This window comes from Candidatus Eisenbacteria bacterium (assembly GCA_013140805.1).
GTDB lineage: Bacteria > Eisenbacteria > RBG-16-71-46 > RBG-16-71-46 > RBG-16-71-46 > JABFRW01.
The window spans coordinates 1-5,632 of sequence record JABFRW010000071.1 but is presented as its reverse complement, the minus strand read 5'-3'; the positions used below and the strand labels follow the sequence as shown (position 1 = coordinate 5,632).

5 protein-coding genes are annotated in these 5,632 nt (G+C 69.1%); 4 read left to right on the top strand and 1 reads right to left on the bottom strand.

Features of this window, described 5'->3' with window-relative positions:
• On the bottom strand, positions 1-298 hold a 298-nt coding region (locus tag HOP12_06280), incomplete at its 3' end, for a hypothetical protein (protein NOT33763.1).
• A 152-nt stretch (positions 299-450) separates the two neighbouring features.
• Between HOP12_06280 and ftcD the strand changes: the two genes are divergently transcribed.
• The 4 genes from ftcD to HOP12_06260 form a co-directional block, all read left to right on the top strand.
• Positions 451-1,986: a glutamate formimidoyltransferase gene (gene ftcD / locus HOP12_06275; protein ID NOT33762.1), complete on the top strand. Its 1,536-nt coding sequence runs from the start codon at positions 451-453 to the stop codon at positions 1,984-1,986.
• A 78-nt stretch (positions 1,987-2,064) separates the two neighbouring features.
• Positions 2,065-4,422, top strand: a complete 2,358-nt coding sequence (locus tag HOP12_06270; protein NOT33761.1) for a hypothetical protein — start codon at positions 2,065-2,067, stop codon at positions 4,420-4,422.
• Positions 4,419-5,267 carry a PHP domain-containing protein gene (locus HOP12_06265; GenBank protein NOT33760.1) on the top strand — a complete coding sequence of 283 codons (849 nt, stop codon included), beginning with the start codon at positions 4,419-4,421 and terminating at the stop codon, positions 5,265-5,267. The genes HOP12_06270 and HOP12_06265 overlap by 4 nt, the downstream gene beginning before the upstream one ends.
• Before the next feature lie 39 nt (positions 5,268-5,306).
• On the top strand, positions 5,307-5,632 hold a 326-nt coding region (locus HOP12_06260; protein NOT33759.1), incomplete at its 3' end, for a hypothetical protein.

The following is a 5,632-nucleotide window of genomic DNA, read 5'->3' as shown; positions in this document are numbered from 1 at the left end:
GCGCCAGTCGCTCGATCGCGGCCTCCGCGAGCACCAGGCCCGGCTGCACCACCGCGAGCGGCCACGGCGGCGAGGCGTCGTGCGCCAGTTCGATCGGGAGCGCGAACGTGGTCGCGAGTCGGCCATGGCGGGCGAACTCGCGCGCGGCCACCGAGTACTGCGCGGCATCGAAGCCGAGCACCGGCGAGCGACGGCCGAGTGACCACGCCTCGGCATGCTGAACGCACAGCCATGCTCCGAGGACGGCGACCAGGATCGGTCCGACGTGCTCGCCCCAAGACGTCCGTGTCAGGCGCACGGCGCGGATGATCGGACATCGAACCCGGGGCCACAAGCGACGAGGCACGCGCGGGCTGCGAAGCGTCGAGCTTTCGCCGCTTCGAGCTCCGCGGTAGCATGCGCTCCGTTTCGAATGCGCCGCACCTCGTTCCGTCGTGGAGAGCCCCGCCGATGGCCCGTCTCGTCGAATGCGTTCCGAATTTCTCAGAAGGCCGCCGTCCGGAAGTGGTCGATGCCATCGTGCAGGCGATCGCGTCGGTCGCCGGGGTGACGCTGCTCGGACACGAGCTGGACCCGGATCACAATCGCTCGGTGCTCACCTTCGCGGGCGAGCCCGAAGCGGTGATCGAGGCGGCGTTCCGTGCGATCGCCAAGGCCGCCGAACTCATCGATCTGAACCAGCATCAGGGACAGCATCCCCGCATGGGCGCCACCGACGTCGTGCCGTTCGTCCCGATCGAAGGCGTCACGCTGGACGACTGCGCGGGCTACGCACGCACTCTTGCCGCGCGGGTCGGGAGCGATTTGGCAATTCCCGTGTTCCTCTATGAATCGGCCGCGAGCCGACCCGAGCGGGTCAATCTGGCCGACGTGCGGCGCGGCGAGTTCGAGGGCCTGCGCGAGCAGATCGGCACCGATGCGGCGAAGCGGCCCGACTTCGGCCCCGATCGCATCCATCCGACCGCGGGTGCGACCGCGATCGGCGCGCGACGCTTCCTGGTCGCTTTCAATGCCAACCTCAACACCGGAGACGTGCGGATTGCGAAGGCGGTCGCGAAAGCGGTCCGCGAGCAGAGCGGAGGGCTCAAGAACGTGCGCGCGCTCGGATTCTCGATCGAGGACGGGCGCCGTGCGCAGGTGAGCATGAACCTCGTGAACACCGAGGCCACTCCGATCCACCGCGTGCTCGCGCTGGTGCGCGACGAGGCCGCGCGCTACGGCGCGACGATCTCGGGTTGCGAAGTGGTCGGGCTCACGCCGCTCCATGCGCTGCTCGACGTGGCCGAACACGCGCTGCAACTCGAGAACTTCCGGCGTGACCAGGTGCTGGAGCTGCGCCTCAAGCAGCCACCGCTCACCGAGGCGGTCACCATCGCCTCGTTCTTCGACCAGGTGGCGGGGCCGACCCCGACCCCGGGTGGCGGCACGGTCGCGGCCTTCAGCGGTGCACTCGCCGCGTGTCTGCCGGCCATGGTGGCGAGCCTCTCGATCGGCAAGAAGAAGTACGCCGCCCACGAGTCGGAGCTGCGGGCGCTCAAGACCGAGGCGGAGGGACTGAGAGGGGAGCTGCTGGCGCTCGCGCGAGCGGACAGCGAGGCGTTCGAGGCGGTGCTCGAGGCGGGCCGGCTGGCTCAGAGCAGCCCGGCCGAGGTCGCGGCGCGGGCCACCGCCCTCAACCAGGCGAATCTCGAGGCCTCCCGGGTGCCGCTCACGGCCGCACAGGCGTGCGGCAAGGTCTTGCGGTTGGCGGGGTTGGCGGCGCGGATCGGAAACGTGAACGCGGTCACCGATGCGGGTGCGGCGGGGCTGCTGGCGCGGGCCGCCGCCGAGGCCGCACTCCTCAACGTGGAAATCAATCTGAAGTCCGTCGCCGCTTCGGCCGATAAGCAGGTCGTGGAGTTGGACGTTCGCCGACTCCGGGACGCGCTGATTCGCGACTCGGAGGAATGCCAGGCTGCCGTTCGCTCCGCGCTCGATGTTTCCTAGGGACTGGAAATCTCCGGACCTGCTTGCAGGCCCGGGCTCATCGACGGAACGCGCGTTCCGTTCGGGAGATCTGCCAACTTGGAAAAGGCGAACGAGATCAAGCGGCGCGCGCAGCGATGCATCCAGAACGGTGATCTGGATGGGGCGCTGAACGAGTACGAAAAACTCGTACAAGCGCAGGACTCGGACCCCTATAACTTCGTCCTGATCGCCGACCTGCACTACAAGCGGGGCGATCACGACCAGGCGGTCCAGCGCTATCTTGCGGCGGTCGGTGCCTATGAAAAGGCCGGCCTCTACAAGAATGCCATCGCCGTGTGCAAGAAGATGATGCGGCTGTCGCTCGCGCCCTCCAAGGTGCTGGAGCGACTCGCCACCCTGCACGCGCTCGACGGCCTCGGCACCGAGGCTTCGCTCTACTTCATGCAATACGCCGAGACGCTGGTGCGCGACTCGCGGCCGAAGGAAGCCGCGGAGGCGCTGCGCAAGGCGTTCGACGCCTGCCCCGAGGAAGTGAAGGCGCTGGAGCGACTCAGCGAGGCATGGACGCTCGCCGATGATCCGCGCCAGGCAGCGCTCGGAATGGCGGAGGCGGCTCACGCCTACGATCGGCTCGGTCAGCTCGATCAGGTGGAACGGTGCCGCAAGCGCGCCGAGCAACTGCGCCCCGGAGTGATGGCGGAGTTCGCGTCGTCGAGCGGAGGGCGGCAGATGCAGGAACCGGCGCCGAACGTGAGCGCCTATGATTCGAATTCGCTGGATCTGGATCCTCCCGGCGACACGCCGTCCGAATCCGCGGGGGAGATGCCGCAGGACGGCGAGATGGTGCACGACCGCCCCGAGGGCCCGCCACGCCTGCGTCTGGCCGAAGACGGCGGAGCGCCGCAGCGCATGGGCGACATGATTTCGCTCGGGACCGAGTCGATCGTGCCGCAGCCGTTCGCTCCGCCCGGCCTCGACTTCGAGCGGGTGCCGCACTCGGTGATCAACTCGACGTCGAATCCGCACTCACTCGATTCGAACGACGGCTACGCCTCGGGTCCCCCGCGCCTTGGTGCCGACGATGGCTTTACGGCCGGTGCGCAGACCCACGCCGCAGTTGAGGCGAGCGAAGACCATCGCGGCGACGATGAAGCGCGCGCGATGCTCGAGATCGCCGCCGCCGAAGCGGCCGCACACGCGGAGTTCGACGACTCACAATTGACCGACGAGATCGAGGAAGTGCACGAGATCTCGATCGACGAGGACGACTCCTCTCATCGCTTCGAGCAGGCGGTGGCGCTGGCCGAACGCGCCGCCCATGCCGCCGAACCTCCGATCTACGAGATTCCGAACGACGACGCGGCCGAGTCTGCGCCGAACGACGCGCCGTCATTCACCAACGACTCCGAACCGCCCAAGCTGACCATCGCCGACATCGAGTCGCTGCTCGCACGCGCCCAGGAACGCTTCCGTGGCGGCGATCGCGAGGGGGCCGCCGAACTGCTGGTCGAGGCCGCCATGGCCTACGAACGCTCGGAGCGGCTCGAGAACGCCGCCTCGATCTTCCGGAGCCTTGCGCGCGGACCGCAAACCTCGCCGCGCCTGCTGGAGCTGTGGCTCGGCAACTGCGAGCGCCGCGGTGACCGTCGCGAGGCCGCCGAAGTCTCCTGTGAACTCGGCGACCGCGCACTGAACGACGGCAACGTCGCGTCGGCGAGCGAGTGGTTCCAGCGTGCCTGCGACGCCGATCCCGACAACGCGATCGCGCCGCGCCGACTGGCCCGCCTGGCGGAGCTGACGAGCCAGCCGGCCCCCGTCGCGCCCGTCGCGTTGGAAGAAGCGCCGAGTCCCGAACTGCCCTCGCCGAACCACATGGCGAGCGTCAATCCTCCGCTGCCGCCCGCTCCCGAGCCGGTCGGAATGGCACCCGTGGGCGCCAACCCTGCGCCCTCCGTGTCGGCCGTCGAGGGGGAGGACGGCAAGGTCGCCCTGTCCCTCGGCCGGGCCGAGGCGGTGAGCTTCGACCTTGGTGCTCTGCTGTCGGAGTTCCATCGCGGCATCGAAGCTCAGCTTTCCGGCGACGCCCAGAGCCATTACGATCTCGCCATGACATACCGCGAGATGGGCCTGCTCACGCAGGCGGTGGATGGTTTCCGGTTGGCCGCGGCCGATCCCGCGTTCACGCATCGCGCATCCGAGATGATCGGACGCTGCCTGGTGGACGAGGGTCGTTTCGAAGAGGCGATCCGCGAACTGTCGGAGGTCTTGCGTTCACCGCACCTCTCGACCGAGTCCGTGCTGGGGCTGCGCTACCAGCTGGCACTCGCACACGAGACGGCCGGCGACGCGAAGGCCGCGCTCGAGGAATACGAGCGCGTGTTCGCCCAGCAGGCGAACTACTCCGACGTCGCGCTCAAGCTGCGCGCACTCCGACAGAGTTTGGGGCTGGCGTGAAGCCGCGGCCGCCCCGCATGACGGGCGGCCGGCGGGTCGATCTCCACGCGCACACTTTCTTCAGTGACGGGCTGCTGTCGCCCGAGGCACTGGTGGAGCGTGCTCGTGAACGTCGCCTGGCGGCCCTCGCGGTCACCGACCACGACACGCTCGAAGCGATCCCGCGCGCTCGCGTGGCGGCCGGAACCTCGCTCGAACTGGTGCCCGGGATCGAGTTGTCGGCTCACGCCGACGGCACCGACCTTCACATCCTCGGCTACTACCTCGATCCTTCGCATCCGCGCCTGCGCGAACGACTCGAGCGATTCCAGGACGAGCGGCGCGAACGCGCGGTCGGAATCCTGCGACGCCTCGAGGCACTCGGACTGCCGCTCGATCCCGACGATGTCTTCGATACCGCTGGTCCCGGCGTGGTGGGCCGGCCGCACGTGGCGGGAGCGATGCTGCGCGCCGGACACGTGACCAGCATCGACGAGGCGTTCCAGCGCTACCTCGGCCCGCACGGCTCAGCGTATGTGCAGCGTCCCTCGTTCCGACCCGAGGAAGCGATCGATCTGGTGCACGAAAGCGATGGAGTCAGCGTGCTCGCGCATCCCGGTTCCGCACTGGCGGATCCGGTGATCGAGCGGCTCGTCGCGCGCGGACTGCGCGGCATCGAGATCTGGCATCCGGCGCATGGCGTGGCCACGGTGCGCCGCTACCGGGCACTCGCGCGTCGCTTCCGGCTGGTGGAGACCGGTGGCTCGGACTTCCACGGGCACGCGCGAGGCACCGATCTCGGCAGTCAGGGCGTACCGACCGCGGTGCTGGACGCGCTCAAGCAGGCCGCCGGCGTCACCGGCTGAGCGCCTCGCGCGTTGACGCGCTCGGAGCGGCTGCGTAACTTGTCGCGCGCCCCGACCCTGCACCGCCCCGCCGGAGGAACGATCACGCTCGCGTCTCGCGCATCGTCCCGTCGCACCGCCTACGCGGCCCTCGTCATGGCGGTCGGGCTGACCGGCGCCTACGCCGAATCAATCCCGAACTTCGAAATGCTGACGCTGTCCGCATTCGCGGCGGGCGTGCTGCTCGGCATGCGAGACGGCGCTGCGGTGGCGGGACTCACGATGCTCGCCTACACGCTGCTGAATCCCTACGGCCCGGCGCATCCGTGGGTGATGGCGTCGCAAGTGGTCGGCATGGCGTTCGCGGGTGTTGCGGGAGCCCTGTT

Excerpts from the sequence above, each read along its gene's own strand:
- ftcD (NOT33762.1), top strand. The coding sequence starts at position 451 with ATGGCCCGTCTCGTCGAATGCGTTCCGAATTTCTCAGAAGGCCGCCGT.